This is a genomic window from uncultured Adlercreutzia sp. (assembly GCF_958431955.1).
GTDB lineage: Bacteria > Actinomycetota > Coriobacteriia > Coriobacteriales > Eggerthellaceae > Adlercreutzia.
Map to the genome: position 1 here is coordinate 1 of NZ_CAUASN010000046.1, position 17431 is coordinate 17431.

Annotated in this window: 13 protein-coding genes; 6 read left to right on the forward strand and 7 right to left on the reverse strand. The window is 65.2% G+C overall.

Features of this window, described 5'->3' with window-relative positions; genetic code table 11:
• Positions 1-666 (forward strand): aldehyde ferredoxin oxidoreductase C-terminal domain-containing protein (locus Q5064_RS10490; RefSeq protein ID WP_302964496.1); only part of this gene is annotated, 666 nt, incomplete at its 5' end.
• A gap of 88 nt (positions 667-754) precedes the next feature.
• Here Q5064_RS10490 and Q5064_RS10495 read toward each other — a convergent pair.
• Entirely contained in the window at positions 755-1870 is a 1116-nt protein-coding gene (locus Q5064_RS10495) for a hypothetical protein (RefSeq protein ID WP_302964498.1), read from the reverse strand.
• Between the two features lie 2 nt (positions 1871-1872).
• A complete protein-coding gene (locus Q5064_RS10500) occupies positions 1873-2466 on the reverse strand; it encodes an iron-sulfur cluster assembly scaffold protein (RefSeq protein ID WP_302964499.1) in 594 nt (197 codons plus the stop codon).
• Between the two features lie 292 nt (positions 2467-2758).
• On the opposite strand from Q5064_RS10500, the gene Q5064_RS10505 reads away from it, so the two are divergent.
• Together Q5064_RS10505 and Q5064_RS10510 are read left to right on the forward strand one after the other, a co-directional pair.
• Positions 2759-4627 (forward strand): LuxR C-terminal-related transcriptional regulator, encoded by a 1869-nt coding sequence (locus Q5064_RS10505; RefSeq protein WP_302964500.1) that lies wholly within the window; start codon positions 2759-2761, stop codon positions 4625-4627.
• Positions 4628-4726: 99 nt separating this feature from the next.
• Complete coding sequence (locus Q5064_RS10510; RefSeq protein ID WP_302964502.1) at positions 4727-4948, forward strand: hypothetical protein; 222 nt, start codon at positions 4727-4729, stop codon at positions 4946-4948.
• A 77-nt stretch (positions 4949-5025) separates the two neighbouring features.
• Here Q5064_RS10510 and Q5064_RS10515 read toward each other — a convergent pair whose 3' ends face one another.
• A complete protein-coding gene (locus tag Q5064_RS10515; protein ID WP_302964504.1) occupies positions 5026-6705 on the reverse strand; it encodes an FAD-binding protein in 1680 nt (559 codons plus the stop codon).
• Between the two features lie 250 nt (positions 6706-6955).
• On the opposite strand from Q5064_RS10515, the gene Q5064_RS10520 reads away from it, so the two are divergent.
• A complete protein-coding gene (locus tag Q5064_RS10520; protein WP_302964506.1) occupies positions 6956-8371 on the forward strand; it encodes a LuxR family transcriptional regulator in 1416 nt (471 codons plus the stop codon).
• A gap of 197 nt (positions 8372-8568) precedes the next feature.
• Here the strand turns inward: Q5064_RS10520 and Q5064_RS10525 are convergent, their stop codons facing one another.
• From Q5064_RS10525 to Q5064_RS10535, 3 genes are all read right to left on the reverse strand, one after another.
• Positions 8569-9750 (reverse strand): pyridoxal phosphate-dependent aminotransferase, encoded by a 1182-nt coding sequence (locus tag Q5064_RS10525; protein WP_302964508.1) that lies wholly within the window; start codon positions 9748-9750, stop codon positions 8569-8571.
• A gap of 28 nt (positions 9751-9778) precedes the next feature.
• Positions 9779-11116 carry a hypothetical protein gene (locus Q5064_RS10530; RefSeq protein ID WP_302964511.1) on the reverse strand — a complete coding sequence of 446 codons (1338 nt, stop codon included), beginning with the start codon at positions 11114-11116 and terminating at the stop codon, positions 9779-9781.
• A 331-nt stretch (positions 11117-11447) separates the two neighbouring features.
• Positions 11448-12968, reverse strand: a complete 1521-nt coding sequence (locus tag Q5064_RS10535) for a LuxR family transcriptional regulator (RefSeq protein WP_302964514.1) — start codon at positions 12966-12968, stop codon at positions 11448-11450.
• A gap of 242 nt (positions 12969-13210) precedes the next feature.
• Here Q5064_RS10535 and Q5064_RS10540 point away from each other — a divergent pair, with 242 nt between their 5' ends.
• Both Q5064_RS10540 and Q5064_RS10545 read left to right on the forward strand, forming a co-directional pair.
• Positions 13211-14917 carry an FAD-binding protein gene (locus tag Q5064_RS10540; protein WP_302964517.1) on the forward strand — a complete coding sequence of 569 codons (1707 nt, stop codon included), beginning with the start codon at positions 13211-13213 and terminating at the stop codon, positions 14915-14917.
• A gap of 25 nt (positions 14918-14942) precedes the next feature.
• A complete protein-coding gene (locus Q5064_RS10545) occupies positions 14943-15674 on the forward strand; it encodes a cytochrome c3 family protein (protein ID WP_302964520.1) in 732 nt (243 codons plus the stop codon).
• A gap of 115 nt (positions 15675-15789) precedes the next feature.
• Here Q5064_RS10545 and Q5064_RS10550 read toward each other — a convergent pair whose 3' ends face one another.
• Positions 15790-17142: an MFS transporter gene (locus Q5064_RS10550; RefSeq protein WP_302964523.1), complete on the reverse strand. Its 1353-nt coding sequence runs from the start codon at positions 17140-17142 to the stop codon at positions 15790-15792.
• Between the last annotated feature and the right edge of the window lie 289 nt (positions 17143-17431).

The window sequence follows — 17431 nt, forward strand, 5'->3', positions numbered from 1 at the left end:
TTCAACCGCGACGACATGATCCACTCCGCTGTGAACTTCCAGGGCTGCGGCTTGCCCTTCGAGCTGAAGCAGGAGATCGCCGCCGAGGTGTGGGGCGACGCGAGCGCCATCGACCCGGACAAGAACTACACCCCCATGAACGAGTACAAGGCCAACTTCGCCTGGTGGTCCGTGGTCACCGACGTGCTGCACGACTCGCTCACCCTGTGCAACTGGGTGTGGCCGATGACCATGAGCCCCACGGCCGCCCGCGACTACCGCGGCGACTTGGATCTGGAGGCCAAGTTCATGAAGGCCGTCACCGGCGAGGACGTGACCACCGAGGACCTGTATAAGATGGGCGCGAAGATCACCACCCTGCAGCGCGCCAACACGGCCCGCGGCATGACCGATGCCGCAGGCAACATGGGCACCAACGACTTCCGCGGCATTCACGACGTGGTGACCGAGTGGCCCTTCACCAAGGATCCCGACATCGAGGTGTTCACCGAGGGCACCGACAAGATGGACAAGGACGACTTCCAGACGGCCCTGACCATGATGTACGAGTGCTTCGGCTGGGATCCGGAGCTCGGCTGCCCCACGGCCGAATGCCTCGACTACTACGAGATGGGCGACGTGAAGGAAGACCTGGCCGCCCTGGGCCTGCTGCCCGACGCCGAGTAGAGCTCCGAAGAGCTCCCCTTCGTGACGAGGCCCCCGCACCGTATCACCGGTGCGGGGGCCTTCTTGTGCCTGTGCCCGAAAGAGCGGGCTACACGTTGCGCTTGCGCTCCACGGCATCCCACTCGGCCAGCGCCTTGGCGCGAGCCGGGCTCAGATAGGTCGTGGAATAGAAGTACACGTCCCCGTTCGATGCCTCGACGCGCTCGATGTCGTCGGCGCGGCCCTGGGTGCGCGCCTCGGCGAAAGCGGCTTCCACGGCCTCGGCATCCATACGGAAGGGATCGTTGGCCAGGTTCGTGCAGGCCATGGGCCGCGGGTACACCGACGACTCCTCGCGCACGCACTCGACGAAAGTGGCCACCGGATCGTCCTCGGCAGTCAGAAACGACCAGCGCGCATAGGCGTCGGTCATGGCGGAGGCATCGTAGAGGTAGTAGCTCGCCTTGCCCATGAGCAGGCGGATGCCGGTACAGTCATAGGGAAGGGGGGCTGGCCCGTCGCCCTCGTTGCTCGCCTCGGTCAGGGGTGGTGGGCATTCAGATTCGCTCTCGCGGCTCGTCTCGGTCGGAGATGCCGGGCATTCCGATTCGCTCGGACAGTCCTCGCTTGGTGGAACAGCCCACTGGGCTGTTCCAGTCGCTGCGGAACTCGCTCGGTCGGAACGTCCGGCATCTCCTCTGGGCTCTTCTGCTGTTGAAGGGTCAGACGGCGATTCCGCTTCGGCTGACATCTCTTCCTTCGCGAGAGCACCCTTGTGCTTGAAGGGGGAGGCGCCGACGCAGCGGCCGTTGGAGGAGGAGAAGGCCGAATGCACGTGCCGATTCACGGGACGGGTCGCCTGCGCCGCGCCCTCCCCCGCCGCTGCGGCCCCCTCGGGCACGGGCTCTCCGTGCTCCATGAGCGCGTCGTAGACGGCCATCTCCACATCCTCGGCCGTCATGGCCGGGGGCACCAGGCCCGCGGCCACCCACTCGCCCGGCTGGGCCAGACGGCCCTCGCGCGTCGCGGTGCGCACGGCATCCAGCACGAGCGCGATGGCCCTATCACGCTGCTCGTCCTCGCTCATATCGTCGCTGAAGGGCGACGCCTCGGCGGCTTCCACCGCCACTTCTCCGTGGGGCAGCTCATCGGACACGTCCTCGCCGGCCGCCTGGGCCTCGGCGAGCGCGATCACCGCCGCCCGAATCTCGTCTTCCTCGCGCATGGCTAGTCCTCCAGCGACTTCATCAGCAGATCGTTGCGCGTATCGCGCAGCGAGCAGTGCTCGCACATGAGGCACTCCACGCTGTAGGGAGAGCACGGCACCACCGCATCGAGGGCCGCCAGGTCGGCGCCCTCCCGCGCAAGGAAGTCGCCCACAAGAGCGCGCACGGCCTCCACCGAGAAGGTGAGCGTGTTCGCCTTGCCCGCAGGCACGCCGTCCACAGCGGCCCGCACCTCGTCGGTCGTCAGTGCCAGGGCCTCCGAAAGCGTGCGTCCCTCGATCATCGCGCAGGTCACACTCGCGCAGCCGGTCATGGCCAAGCATCCCCGCGTCTTGAAGCCCGCCGCCTCGATCACGCGCGTTTCCGGATTGACGCGCGCGAACAAGCGGAAGGCCACCTCCCCGCGCTTCGACTTGCCCACCATGGCCTGGGCGTTGGCCCCTTCGGGCCGCCCCCCGTTACGGTAGTCGGCCACAATGGACAGCAGCTTGTCGGAATAGCCCGTCACCTCGTCCATCGATTCGGTCTGGTAGGCGTCGGCCGTGCGCAGCAGCACCCGGGTCGGCGGCTCGTGGTAGATATCGCGCTCGCTCATGGGAACCCCTCTCGTTTAAGCGGCGCGGCGGCGTCTCTCGCGCGTCGCCGCGTCTCGTGGTTTTCGATTTCATCCAGCCTATCATGACCTTCTCGCGCAGATTACCCTCTTTGAGGAGATGTCATTTTGCAGATACGTAACAAGATGCCGCGCGCCCGCACAATGAGCGGGGAAGGATTATCATGGAGTCAATAGGTCATGCTTGTGCACCTGCACGAGCATCTGAGGAGGGGGACGGCCGGGAGAATCGCAGTCGCGATGCGCCGCCTCGCATAAGGAGAAGGAGGGTCCCATGGGTGCCCTAATCGCGGGCCTCGTCTCGCGCTTGAAGACGTTCTGGCCCATGCTGGCCGGCATCGTCTGCGCGCGCACGGCCCTCATCGTCGCCTGCTACGGCAGCTACACCGCCACCGACGACGGCATCTTCACCGACGGCGCCATGCTCGTCACCTGCATCATCTTCGCCGTAGCGCTCATCGCCCTCGCGCCGTCGCGCCGCGTGCTCAGCGACACCGTCGTGCAGTGGGCGCTTGTAGGCAGCACCTCGGTGGCGGCCGCCGCCTCGGGCGTGCTCTCCTTTCTAGACGACACCGACCCGACCCTCGGCGGCATCGCCTTCGCCCTCAGCGTCGCCAGCACACTGGCGCTTTCGCTGTGCATGTTCTACTGGCTGCGCTGCCTGCGCGGCACCGATGAGGTGACCGCCGCGCTCTTCGTGTTCTGCGCGTTCATCGTCAGCGTCGCCCTCGTCTATTTCATCGCGTTTCTGCCCCTGCGCGCCCAGAACATCCTCGGCTGCGTCCTCATCCTCACCCAGCTGACCTTGGTGGGACCCGCCTCGCTGCGCGACGGGCTCGCCGCCGATCGGGCCCATCGCCATGCCCGCACGTTCTTCACCTTCGCCCGCAGCCACATCCAGGATGCGCGGTTCCTCGTGGCCTGCACCGTCGGCATGGGCCTGTTGAGCTTCGTGGACGGGTTCATGCGCGGCTATCCCGACGGGCTGCCCATCACCTTCACGCCGCCGACCCGCTTCGCCTATGCCCTCTCGGCCATCCTCACCTGCGCTCTGCTGGCGATCTTCGTAGTGCGCCGGCGCGAGCGCGTCATGACCGTCGGCATCTTCGTCACCATGCAGGCGCTGGCCGCCGGCGCCCTCGTGCTGTTCGGGGCCTTCCCCTTCCAGTGGGAAATCGGCGCCGTGCTCGTGAACACGCTGAACATCGTCATCTGCGCCTACTGCTGGTACGTCATCATCGCGTTCACGAACTTCGGCAGCCGCGACCCGTACTTCTACGCCATGGGCGGCTGGGTTGTCTGCTTCGGCGCCCGGTCCATCGCCCGCATGGTGCTGTACTTCGCCTATCCGCTCACGGGAAACGACCTGCTCATCAACGCGGTGCTCGGAGCACTCATCCTGCTGTCGGCCCAGGTGGTGCTCGTGCAGTTCCTCCTCGCCGAGCATAAGGAGAACGCCGTGGCGGCCGAGGAGCGCGAGGCCCAGGTGGAAGCCGACCTGCAGCACGCCGAGACCGAGGTGGCCCGCACCCAGCTGGCCCTCGCCGAGGCCGAGCGGGCCTTAGACAGCGCCGCCCGCGATGCTGCCGAGCACGAGGCGACCCATGTGGCCGAGGCCGTGGCCGCCGTGCAGAAGGCCGCCTTCGAGGCCGTGACCGCCGCCCAGGCCCAGCGCTGCGTGCACTGCACCGAGGGCTGCTCGCCCGAGCACCCTCTCGCCCGCACGGACGATGCGGATGCGGGCTCGCATTCGGCGGCTGCACGCGGGGGCACCAGTTCGCAAGCCGCGAGCTCGCAGCCGGCCCTGCACCCCGCGCAGAGCGCCCCCATCGGCGCCTCGCCCTTGGGCCGGACCCGGCGCGGGGCGGAAGCCGCCGACACCGCGATGCCCACCTCCGCCGACGCCATCATCAGCGATCCTTTGCGCGAGCGCGTGCGGGCCATGGGCGAGCAATTCCTCCTCTCCGACCGGGAAGTGGACGTGCTCACCCTGTACGCGCTGGGGTATACTCAGAAGAAAGTAGCCGACGAGCTGGCCATCACCCCGGCCACGGCTCACAGCCACATCAAGCGCATCTACAGCAAATGCGGCATGCATTCCCGCCAGGAAATCCTCGAGTACCTGGCCAGCTGGGGCGCCTGACGACGCTGGGAGCAGCGCACGCCGCCCGACGCGCAGCCGCACGGAACACCGCTCGGCGCCCAGATGCCCCCAGCACGTCCCGATTGAAAGCGAAGGCCCATGAGCATCAACCCCGAAGACAAGCACCGCGGCAGCCCGACAGGCCCCGCCCTCTACCTGCGTTGGCTCGGCATCCTCTGCGCCGTCATGGCGGCCTTCTGCCTCGGTGTGTTCATCATCGGCTACAAAGACCCCAGCTTCGGCCGCATGGCCACCTTCCTAGCGCTGGCCATCGCCTCCCCCACCCTGCTCTGGCTCTCGAAACGGATGGCGCGCCGATAGACAGCGCGGCGCACGCGCCAAAAAGCCCCGCGCCGAAGCACGGGGCCAAGGGGAGGGCGAAGATAGCTACGCGATCCTTACGCCTCTTTCGCAATAAGCTCGCGGGCGGCAATTCGACCGAACACCATACATTCGGTGATGTTGCCAGAGCCTTGGTACTTCGATGCCCACAAACTGCCGAACTCGCCCGAGGAGTACAGGTTCGGAATGGGCTGGCCATCCCAGTCGAGAATCTCAGCCTTGGGGCTGCGACGCGGACCGCCATCGGTATTCAACACCTCAGGCACGCACTTGATTGCATAGAAGGGCGGGGTCAGTACGGGAGTCAGCTGGTCGGAGGGTCGATGGAACTGCTCGTCAACGCCCTTCTCGCACGCCGCGTTCCATACGTTCACCGTATTCACCAGTTCGTCAACCGGCACTTCCATGAGCGCTGCCAGCTCCTCGATGGTGTCGGCCGTCAGCGCGTAGCCCTCGGCCACCGGATCGATAGAGGGGTCGATCTCAGTCTTCTCCGTCTGGCTCTGCAGCGTGTTCTTGCTCACGTCCTTGCCCTGGTAGGCACCGTAGCGCTTGCCCTCGGCATCGAAGACGAACCAGGTGAGCGGGGGCAGGGGCAGCATACGCCAATCGCCTCCGAAGTTCTGATGCCCGTGGCGGCAGCCGTAGTGCAGGTCCAGCGGCCCTTCTTCGTTGGGAGCGAACATGGTCGTACCCTCCCATTCCTGGTAAAAGCGCCGCCCGTTGATGCCCACCACGATTCCTTGAGCCTTCTTAAGGCTGCGATAGGGCATGTAGGTCTCGCCATCCAGGCTCACGCCGTTAGACCAGGCACCGGCGAAGCTGTTCATGTGCCACATGCTAGCCCCCAACTTCGCGCAGATGCGATGCCCGTCTCCGGTGTTCATGGTGGCGCCCGCCGCGTGCATGTTCTCGAAGGACAGGTAGTCCTGCAGCATTTCCTGGTCGTTTTCGAAGCCGCCGCAGGTCATGACTACGCCACGACGCGCCTTCACATACACCTCCTTGGAGCCGTCCTCGTAGACACCGCCGAGCACCGCCTTAGTCGAAGGATCCTGCACAAGAGCGACTAGCGGCGTGTTCACCGTTCGGGTCACCGTGTCACCGTGCTCATCGAGCACAGCGCTCAGAAACTTGCTGATGTGAGTACGGCTGTCGTCGGCGTTATCCTTTTTGAACTGGCATTTCGAGAACGACTCGGAATGTCCCACCTCGTACCATTCCGCCTTGCCTTCCTGAGGCGTGATCTTCACATCCTCCTCGGTCATGCCCAGGCCCACCAGCCAATCCCAGTTTTCGGCCGCGCCTTCCGCATATACCTCGTAGAGCGCCTGGTCCGTGCAGTTGAAGCCTTCCACCAGAGCGAGCATGTACTGCTTGAACCCGTCAACATCCTCGGTAATATGGAACGAGCCGCTGCACACTGGCGAGTTGCCCGCGCCGATGTTCATGGAGCCCTTCTCCAGCAGAAGCGTGGTCAGCCCGTTGCCCTCCTTGGCCATGGCCACCGCCGTGGCCAAGCCGGCGGCACCGGCGCCCACGACAAGCACGTCGTACTCCTCATCCCATTGAATGTCCTCCACCGAGGCCGCCGCCGCGTTGGCGCCCGTCGCGGCCGTAGGCGTCTGGGGCGCGCACCCCGCAAGGCCCATCGCAGCAGCTCCAGCGAGCACGCCCGCACTTGTCTTCAGGAAATTGCGGCGGGATACTTCCAGGCCCTTGTCGTTCTCACTCATAATCGGCTCCTCATCTATATCGTGGAAGGCCTTGATCTTCGCGGCCTCCCCTCCTCCGCTCCCCTTTCGGTTCGCGCTTCGATGGAGTGCACTTTACGGCGCTCCAGCAGCCCGCAAAACGCCCCAATCGGGGCAAAATCAGCCGATTTTCTTGTCGCCCGAATCGGGTCAATTATCGTTTTCCCTGTTCAGCGTCCTGGTCTAAAGCAATACCCCATGGCATAATGCAAAGCAAATCAGGGAGGAAATCATGGCGGGGAAACTTACAGCACAGTGGAAAGGCGAGCGCGCCATGGCCGTGCTCGCCATGGCAGTCGGCCTCAGCGCCTGGTATTTGGGCTCCAATTGGGTCAGCACCTTAACCTACGACGCATCCGGCCACTACTGGTGGCTCAATCGGTCGGGGGCGGAGATCCTCGCCATCGCCGCCCTCGTGCCCTTTTTCGACCGTATTCGGCTCTCTCCTGCGATACGCATACTCGACGGCTGCTTTGCGCTCGCGTACGCAGCCTCTATTGCCATCCTCGCAAGCCCTCTCGGCCAGGACCCCCTCTTCGTAGCGCTCGCCCTTGTGGGATTTGGTGCAGGACAAATATGGATGATGGCCCGCTGGAGCGACCGTCTCGCCAGCGCCGCAACAACCGATCTTGTGGCCGCCCTCCTCGCATCTGTGCTCATCGTGGCTTTTGCGAAGATGTCCCTCGTCCTCATCCCCCTGGAGATTGGATCGGCCCTGATGGCCCTCGTGCCTCTCCTCGCCGCCGCTATGCTCGTCTTCCACCAATGCGACGCCACTCCTCCGGCACGCCTTTGGTTCACCCGCGCCTCGGCGCCATCTTTCACGCCGCTTGCCCTGGCCATGGGCGCCTTCTTCCTTATGTGGTCGATCCTCAACTTCATCCTGAAGCGGCAAACCGGGCATTACAGCGCAGGCGCGAGCGCCTCAGTTGGCTACACCTTCTTCTCCCAAGCACTGCTTGCGGCATTCGTGCTGGCCTTGGCATGGTGGGTGTTCGCCAAGAAGGGCTCTCTTGACATTACTTTCGTGTGGAAGCTGTCCTACACGCTGGCCGCAGCGGCGCTGTTTCTCTTCGCCCTGCTGGGGACTGCCCAAGTAATCCAAGCGTTTACCAGCGCGGCGGTTATTATCGCCAAGATGTTTCTCTGGCTCGCGCTCGTCGATGTTGCGCGCCATAGTAGCTATCCGCCCTGGCGTATCGTCTGTCTCGGCCAGCTTCTCTACGCGACTCCCGACTGCCTCGGTCGCGCTGCGGCATCGGGTCTTTCGCTCGCCTCGGTGGGCAGCATCACAGTTGCCGGACTGCTTCTCGGCATCGTGGCGATCGTCGCCTTCTGCCTGCCAGAGCGTTCGCCAGCCGCCATGAACTTGCTCTCCGATCTGAGCCAAACTCCGACCCATCCTTCAGATGACGGCGATGCGATCAACCGGCACTGCGAGGCGCTCGGCGCCGAGCGCGGTCTTTCCCATCGCGAAATCGAAATCCTCCAGCACCTCTGCAAAGGCCGTTCGCGCCCCTATATCGCCGAGACGCTCTACCTTTCCGAGAACACCGTGCGCACCCATTCCAAGCGCATCTACCAAAAACTCGACGTCCATACTCGCCAGGAACTCATCGACCTCATTTCAGTCCCGAACGCCAGATAGCCCGTGTTTCGCCTACGCGCGACATTTCTATCCGAAGAAGCTCTTCAGAACGCTCGTCACATGTTCCATAAACGGGGAACGGGAACGATCTTGCCGGTCTCCCGCTGAATATCGAGTTTATCTCCAACGGTAAGGCCCAAGTCGCAACGCAGGACCCTCGGGACAATGATTCCAGCGCTCGTTAAGCGATTGGCACCCTACCCCTCGTAGCTTCCCTTCAGCGCTTTGAAGGCCGGCATGGCGCGCTCGATGGTGTCGCGGGCGATGCAGTAGGACAGGCGCACCCAGCCGCCCACGCCGAAGCTGTCCGAGGGCACGATGAGCAGCTCGAACTGCTTCGCGCGGTCCGAGAACGCCTGGGCATCCTCCTCCAGCGCGCGCACCCACAGATAGAAGGCGCCATCGGGCTCCACGCACTCGTAGCCCAAGGCGGAAAGCCCCTCGGTGAGCAGCGCGCGATTCTCGGCATAGGCCGCCACATCCGACGGCTCGGCGACACAGCGGGCCGCCACGCGCTGCAGCAGCACCGGCGCGCACACGTAGCCGAGCGCCCGACCCGCGCCGGCCACGGCCACGGCCACCGCGTCGCCGTCCTCGGCGGAGTCGGATACGTACACCCACCCGATGCGCTCGCCGGGCAGCGAGAGTGCCTTGGAATAGGAGTAGCACACGATGGTGCGGTCGTAGATGCTCGGCACCCAGGGCACACAGGCGCCATAGGTGATCTCGCGGTAGGGCTCGTCGCTGATGAGGTACAACGGACGGCCCAGCTCGGTCTCCTTCGCCCGCAGCAGGTCGGCCAGGGCCTCAAGGCTCTCGCGGGTGTACACAGCGCCCACCGGATTGTTCGGCGTGTTGATGATAACCGCGCTCGTCTTCGGGCCGATGGCCGCGGCCAGCGCCTCGATGTCGGGCTGGAAGCTGGGAACCGCCGCGGGCACCTCCACGATGGTGCAGCCCGCCGCCTCGATCCACGTGCGGTACTCGGGGAAGTAGGGCGAGATGACCACTACCTCGTCGCCCGGGCAGGCCACCGCCGCAATAGAAGCAGCCAAAGCCGCCGCAGCTCCCGCCGTCAGGTACACATGGGCGGCCGTGGCGCGCACCCCGTAGCGCTCGGCGATGGAAGCCGCCACGGCCTCGCGCACCTCGGGTAGGCCGGCGGCCGGCGAGTAGGCGTGCAGCGCCACCGGATCCATCGCCAAAAGCTCGCGCATCGTCTCGCCCACGAGCGCGGGCGCGGGCACCGAGGGATTGCCGATGGAGAAGTCGAACACGTTCTCCGCGCCGATCTCCGCCTTGCGGGCGAGCCCGTAGGCGAACAGCTCGCGGATGGCGCTCGGCTCGTCGCCCAGCGCGTACATGGCCTCGTTGATCATGGCAGCTTCCTTCCCGTCGGTTTTTCCCTCAGGATACTACAACCCCCGAGGCACCCAGCGTCGCTTCCGCCGAACCGACCACAGCGGCCCCCAGCTGGACGATCTTCTCCCGCAAGTCGGGGTGGGCCCGGAAGGCGAAGGCACGACCCTCCTGCTCGCGCACGAGATAGCCCTCGCGCTCCAGGCCGAGGAAGTCGGCGCGGGCCGTGCCGTAGGCGATGCGGAAGGTGCGCTGGTGCGGCGCGATGCGCAAAATGGCACCGGGCTCGCGGCACAACGCCGCCAGAATCGACTTCTGCCGCGCATTGATGTGCGACTCGAAGATGCACTCGATCTGCTCGTTCAAACGCTCCAGGTAGGTGATGGACACGGCCAGGCGCTCCAGCTCGCGCAGGTACAGCCGCACGTTCAGCTCGAAGTAGGGCGTGAAGTCGAACCCAAAGCCGTAGTCGGTGGACCAGTGCTCGAACACCGCCCGGTAGCGGGCCTCGTCCACCGGCGCGTCCTCCAACGTGGGGTCGAAGCCCTCGGGCAGCCAGCAGAGCACCGGCAAGTCCCATTTCAGGGCGAGGATGTTGCGCAGCAGGAGCCCCACGAGCACGTTCAGGCGCGGCAGCACGTTGAAGTAGCGGAAGAACCAGCCGATGTTGAGGATGCGCAGCACCGGCCCGAAGCGCATGTCGTCGCCACCCTCGCGTGCCCGGGCGCACACGAGGTCCATGAGCACCTGGGAATGGGGCGGCGGCAGGCGCGGGTCCAGCGGCTCCAGCACGCGCTCAGGCAACTCGTCCACGTTCACGCCCTCCACCAGCTCGTAGTACAGCGTCTCGATGAGCCCGTGGGTCACCTCGCGCCGGGCCAGGTTGTCGCATTCGTTGGAGAGGCGGAAGTAGTTGGTCGCCAGCTGGTCGAGCGAGGTGGCCGGCTGCGCGCCCGAGAACAGCTCGTGCATCCGGCCCTCGTCGGCGGCAATGCCCTCGGCGCGCAGGGCGCCGATGAGCGTCCGCTCGATGAACCGCGTCACGAAGGGCGACCCCTGCATCTCGCGCAGCGAGCGGCCGAGCGACGATTCCGTCTTCGAGCGCACTTCCAGCATCTCGGTGTTGAACGACAGCGAGCTCGTGGTGACCATCCACATGTCAGCCTCGCGCTCGGGATCTTCCGGAATGAACACGGCCGCCTGCTTGCGAATGGCCGTGAGGATGCGCCAGATGTCCTCTTTGGAATAACCCTCGGGCAACGCGAACCCGTCAAGGTCGTCGAACAGCAAAATGCCCACGTCCACCGCGGTGCGCAGCTCGTAGAATGCGGGGTGGCACATGAACTCCACCAGGTCGTCCACTGCCAAGCGCTTGCCCTTCGCCATAGGTCGCCTCCTCCGCCATCGCGGGAAAATACCAGCTGGCGCCTATCCTATTATCAATTTGTAACGATGTAAATATCACAAACTAACTTATCAACTATCAATTTCTAACTTTATTATTATCAGATATTTAGATATTGATAGTATCCGAGCCGAGCCGTATAGTTAGGACATCGAAAGCGATCGTTCCGGTAAGGAGGCCCGCAATGGATTGGCCCGTCATCATCCGCTAAACACTCTGGGCGTCAACCGCCCACTCTGCGGGAGCCCTACCCGCAGACCTCTGAGGTGAGAACCCCGCTGCAGCCCTTACAAGCAGCGGGGTTTCTTGCGTTCAGAGGGACGATGCCGGCTCGAAGGCCTCCACCACGTCGATGAGCTCCTGCTGGGAATGCACCCCGAGCTTGGCGTAGATGTTCTTAGTATGGAAGCGCGCCGTGTTCAGGGAAATGACCAGCTTCTCGCGAATGACGCCCACCGTGCGGCCCTGGGCAAGCAGCGCGAACACCTCGGTCTCGCGCGGCGTGAGCCCGAAGGCCGCGGCCGCCGCGTCGCAGCGCTCCGCAACCGAGGGCGATTCCGGCTCGTCGGGGACAGCGCCCTCCTCCGGCGGCGCCGCGGCACGGGCAGGCTCGGGCGTGCGGATGGCCCCGATGGCCTCGGCGAAGCTCACGTTCTTCAGCACCAGGAAGCAAAACGTGACGAACACCATGGCGCTCGCGAAGCCCGTCCACACGAGCGCCTCCTCGGTCCAGCCGAGGGCCGCCATGGCGCTGTTGCCGAGCACCGCGCCGATGCCCACGCCCGACCAGTACAGCGCCAGCATGAGCGCCGCCGTGGGCAGCGCCGTCACGCGGTTGCGCCCGGCGATACTGCCCACAAGCAGCACGAGCAGCAAGTTGAAGCAGGAGGCCCCCGCGTCGATGAGCGTGTTCGACGCCGAGGCGACGCCTCCCGAGACTAAGCGGTCGCTCGGCTGCAGGAACATGCCGGCGATGATGAGCAGCGCGCACAGGGCGAACAGTCCATCGGCATTCGGCATACGCCGCCGCGCCAGATACACCACGAGGATCACCGCAAGCGGTATGAAGGCCACGGGCAGGGCCGGCGCGTCGTTGAAGGGGCCCGGCAACGCTATCACGAGGCCCTGGGCAACGCTGAACACGAAGATGGTCACAAACAGCAGGTGATTTGCCGGCAGGAACGACTGGGGATTCGCCACGGCCATCTCGGCCTGGGGCTCGGAGCGCTGGGCCTCCCGCAGCGGACGCGCGACGAGCGGCCGCACGCAGAGGAAGAGCATCGCGAAGCAGACGGCGTTGGCGGCCAGGGCGGCCGTCGGGGCCAGCACGCTCGCCCAGGGCTGCAGCAGGTAAGCGCCCAAGCACGCCCCCATAGCCACCACGGGGCGACGCGCCGCCTCCAGCTGGGCGAAAGCCACATAGGTCAGCACGAACAGCCATGCCTCGGCGAGTGAGTCCAAAAGCGAGCCTATCAGCAGCAGGCCGGGGCTCGCCCACCGAAACCCGAGCACGCTCAGAACGAGGTAGCCCGCCACGGCTCCCATGGCTATGCCGTTGAACAGGCGCGGACGCAGAGAGCCGGGGCAGTAGCGCGCCTGCGCCACAAGGACCGCGAGCACCACGACGCCGAACAGCGTCGCCCATTCGCGCACCCACGGGTCGATGGCCACCAAGCCCGGGTAGATGCTGCCGTTGGTGGCCAGAAAGCTGAATAGCGCGCAGGCGATGGCCACGGCCACCCGCACCGAGGCCACCGCTCCCACGCCGGAGTCCCTCCCCGCCTCCGGGGCGCGGGCCTGCGGCTCTTCTGCCCGCTGCACCTCATCTCCCATGAAATCCTCTCCCTCTTCTTGCGTTCTATCCGATAAATCCTACCACGCAGGCCTCCCCCGCGCCCCACATTCTGAATGTGGGATGCCCCCTACCCTGCCCGCTTTCTCCCCTCGTGCGAAAAACCGCCCCGACGATGTGGGGCGCCCGAACGCTCATCGTCCTAAGGTATCGGGCAGAGAGATTTCCGCCACGGAGCCGTTCTTACGAAGAAGAGGCGGCTCCTCGAGAAGGAGGGTTCACCATGACCGATTCGTCCGGACTTTCCCGCCGCGGCTTTCTGCAGGCCGGCATGCTGGCCGGAGCCGGGGCGCTTGCCGCCGGCGCGCTGGCCGGCTGCGCACCGCGCGCCCAGGAGGTCCCGCATCCCGAAACCGCCTCGCAGGAGGCCCACACCTACTGGCTCGGCGAGGAGCCCACGGTGGCCGATGCCGACATCGTGGCCACCCGCGACACCGATTTCCTCATCATCGGCGCCGGCAACGCCGGCATGATGGCCGCCGGCACCGCGAGCGACCTCGGACTCGATTTCATCGTGGCCGAGAAGGGCACGAGCGTGGGCGATACCCGCGAGTACGTGGGCGCCATCAATTCCAAGTACGCTCTGGAGGTCGCCGACCCCGTCGACGAGATGAAAGTGCTCAACGAGCTGACGCGCTACGCCTCGGGCCGCGTGGATCAGCGCGTCATCAAGACGTGGCTGAACGAGGGCAAGGAGACGATCGAGTGGATCACCCCCATCATGGAGGCCAACGGCAAGACCCTCGGCGTCACCCCCATGGAAGCCGACCATCCCGCCGGGGGCACCTACTACTTCGCACCCACCATCGAGCACTTCTTCAACCCCACCTACGAGTACCCCATGCGCAACGATATTCTGGAGTGGCACATTCAGGAGGCGGGGCATGAGGTCAGCTACAACTACGACCTCGTGAAGCTCGACCACGACGGCAACCGCGTCACCGGCGCCGTGTTCGCCACCCCCGACGGCCTCGTGCGCGTGAACGCCGCCAAGGGCACGCTGCTGGCCACGGGCGGCTACGCGGCCAACCCCGAGATGATCCGCGCGAACCTGCCGCTCGTGCCCGCCTGCTGCACCGCCGCCAGCTACTCGCCGCGCTGCGACGGCTACGGCCTGCGCGCAGGTCTTTGGGCCGGCGGCGTGAAGGACGTGAACGGTGCACCGGTCATCTTCGACCGCGGCGCCGTGCCCGCCGGCGTGGACTGCGGCTACGTGGTGGACGCCGACGGCCGCGAGCACTTCCCCGCCACCCACTACCAGCTGAACATCGGCAGCCAGCCCTTCCTGAAGGTGAACCGCAAGGGCGAGCGCTTCGTGAACGAGAGCCTGCCCTACGACACCCTCTGCAACGCCGCGAGCTATCAGCCCGGCGGCGTGTGGTGCCAGATCTTCGACGGCAACGCCGTGGACGACATCCTGCGCTTCGGCACCACGGGGTGCGCCGCCTACACCACCGCCTTCATGCAGATGGGCATGCCGCTCGACGACTTCATCGCCATGGACGGCGGTACCGGCCTCATGCAGAAGGCCGATTCCTTGGACGAGCTGGCCGGCCTGCTCGGTTTCGAAGGCGAGGCCAAGCAGCAGCTCATGGACACCATCGCCCACTACAACGACATCGTGGAATCGGGCGTGGACACCGACTACGGCAAGGAGCCCCACCGCCTCTCGAAGATCATCGAGCCGCCCTTCTACGGCTGCTGGTTCGGCGGCGCCCTGCTCACCACGCTGGATGGCCTGCGCATCAACGAGGACATGCAGGTGCTCACCGCCGACGGCTCGGTGATCGAGGGCCTCTACGCCGCCGGTGACGTGTCCGGCTGCTTCTACTCCGACAACTACCCCGAGTACATCGTCGCCTGCGCCTGCGGCCGCACCTGCACCGAGGGCCGCCATGTGGCCCGCCTGCTGGCCGGCGACCTCGCCTAGCCCAACCGCTGAAAGGAGCGATATCATGAGCGAAGAGAAGAATTCCGCGGCGGCTCCCGTCGAACACGACCCTGTCATCGCCGGCACGTCCGAGGCCGCCGACGCCCCCTCCCCCAAACGGCGCGGCCGCCGCGCAGCCGTGGTGGCGGCCGTGGTAGCGGCTATCCTCGTGGTAGCCGGGGCCGGCATGTGGGTCTGGCACGAGCAGCCCAGCTTCTGCGGCGCCATCTGCCACACCCCCATGGACAGCTACCTGGCCACCTACGAGGCCGACCTGAACAGCCCTGCCACCGACAAGTGGGGCAACGAGGTGGAAGACCCGCACACCATGCTCGCCGCCTACCACGGCAAGCTCGGCAACGACTGCCTGGACTGCCACACCCCCACCTTAAGCGAGCAGATCGGCGAGGGCACCGCCTGGATTGCCGGCGACTACAGCTTCCCTCTGACCGAGCGCACCGCCAGCGATCTTACCGAGGCATCGGGGCGCGAGGCCGACGAGCTGTGCCTGAACGAGGCCTGCCACAACCTCACCCGCGACGATCTGTACGAGAAGACCGCCGACATGGGCACCTACAACCCCCACTGGGCCCATCACGAGGAACTGGAGTGCACCACGTGCCACAAGGCCCATCGCGCCTCGGTCATGTACTGCACCCAGTGCCACGCCCAGGCCGAGGTGCCCGAGGGCTGGCTTTCCATGGCCGAGTCCAACAACCTCCCCGGCGTGAAGGCCCCCGCCGAAGCTGCCGAGTAGCCCGCAACCCAGCCATCCTTCCTCCCAACGAAGAGACCCCCGCAGACAAACCTGCGGGGGTCTCTTCACGTTGCCGCCTCATGCGGCGTTGTTGTCGAAAGGCAGCGAACGCGCCCTACTTCACGTCATCCAGCTTCTTGCCGGAGTGATCGTGGGTCATGAACATAGCCACCAGCGCGATGATCGCGATGACCACCATGTACCAGGCCGGCGCGATGGCGTTGCCCGTGATGTCGATCAACCAGAAGGAGATGAACGACGCCGAGCCGCCGAAGATTGCGTTGGCCAGGTTGAAGGACAGCGCGAAGCCGGAGTAGCGCACGTCAGTGGGGAACGTCTCGGTCAGGTAGCTCGCCAGCGTGCCGTCGTTGATGGTGAGGATGAGGCACATCACCAGCTCGACCAAGAGAATCACCCAGAAGTTCATCGTGCCGAGCAGCATGAAGGCGGGCACGGTGAACACGATGAAGCCGACGCAGGCGCCGATGAGCATCTTCTTACGGCCGAAGCGGTCGGAGATGCGGCCCGACAGGAAGATGAAGCCGATGTAGACGATGAGCACGATGGTGGTGATGGTGGATGCATCGCCGGGATTGTACTCGAGCACCGTCTCCAGGTAGTTCGGCAGGTAGGTGAGCACGGCGTAGAAGCCCACGGCGTTCAGCACGCAGGCGCCGAACGAGATGATGAGCACGCGGAAGTGCTTCTTGAACAGCGTGCGGATGGGATGCTCCACCTTCTCGCCCATCTCCTTCATGCGATCCTGCATCTGGGCGTACACCGGGGAATCCTCCAAGTGGGTACGAATGTAGTGGGTGATGTAGCCCAAGGGCAGCGCCAGCCAGAACGGGATGCGCCAGCCCCAGTCCACCACGAAGGCCGAGTCGGCGCCCCAGGTGTTGAACATGAAAGTGGCCAGCAGCGAGCCCACGAGCAGGCCCGTGGCCGTGGAGGCCGGCACCATGGAGCAGTAGAAGCCGCGATGGTTGTGCGGCGCGTACTCGGCGATGAAGGTGGCCGCGCCCGCGTACTCGCCTGCGGCGGAGAACGACTGCACCATGCGCAGCAGCAGAAGCAGCAGCGGCGCGCCGATGCCGATCATGGCATAGCCGGGCAAGCAGCCGATGAGGAAGGTGGCGCCGCTCATCATGAGGATGGACACCGACAGCGCCCACTTGCGGCCCTTCTTGTCGCCCATGTTGCCCCAGAAGATGGCGCCCACGGGGCGCACGAGGAACGAGAGGGCGAACACGGCGAAGGTGCTCATCACGCCCACGAAGCGATCCTCGGAGGGGAAGAACACCAGCGCGATGACCGTGGCCAGGTAGGAATAGCTCGCGTAGTCGAACCATTCGATGAAGTTACCGAGGAAGGAAGATCCGGTTACCTTGCGAAGCACGGCGTGCTTCTCTGCCTCGGTTGCCTCAGCGTAGGTGGTGCTCTTCGCCGGCATGGTATCGTTACTCATGGGAATCACCCGCCCCTACGGGTGTCAAAAAGATAGCGGTCATGGCTTCTCCTTTCAATAATGCCCTGACTTAACTTAACACCATACCACATCAGGTCTTTTGTGCAGTCGAGAATAGCTAATTACTCAGGTGCACAAAAATATGAGTAACTGACTCATCTATGCGAGCGCACAAAAAGGAACCCGCCGAAGCGGGTTCCTTGCAGGCGCTTACGCGTTGGTCGAATGCGAAATTTACTTCCACATCTCGGGGCGCACGAGGGTGGGATCCTCGACGCGGTTCGGGAAG